Raw genomic sequence first — 233 nt, forward strand, 5'->3', positions numbered from 1 at the left:
ACGGCGCCCAGCTCGCCGTCGCCGCCCTCGACGACACCGACGCCCCGGCCGCCGACATCGCCGGCCACGACGTCCTCGCCAGCGCCTTCGGCCCGCGCCCCGGCGATGACCCGTCCACCGTCACCACCGGCACCGCAGAACTGGTCAAGGCCGCCCGCCAGGCCGGCGTCCCGCGCTTCCGGATGGTCGGCGGCGCCGGCACCCTCGAAGTCGCCCCCGGCGTACAGCTGGTC

At 77.7% G+C, this 233-nt stretch carries 1 protein-coding gene; it reads left to right on the plus strand.

What is annotated here, in order from left to right; genetic code table 11:
- Positions 1-233 (plus strand): NAD(P)H-binding protein (locus ACQG3P_RS24365; protein WP_426806489.1); only part of this gene is annotated, 233 nt, incomplete at both ends.

The organism is Stenotrophomonas sp. SrG, from assembly GCF_050031795.1.
Lineage (GTDB): Bacteria > Pseudomonadota > Gammaproteobacteria > Xanthomonadales > Xanthomonadaceae > Stenotrophomonas > Stenotrophomonas rhizophila_A.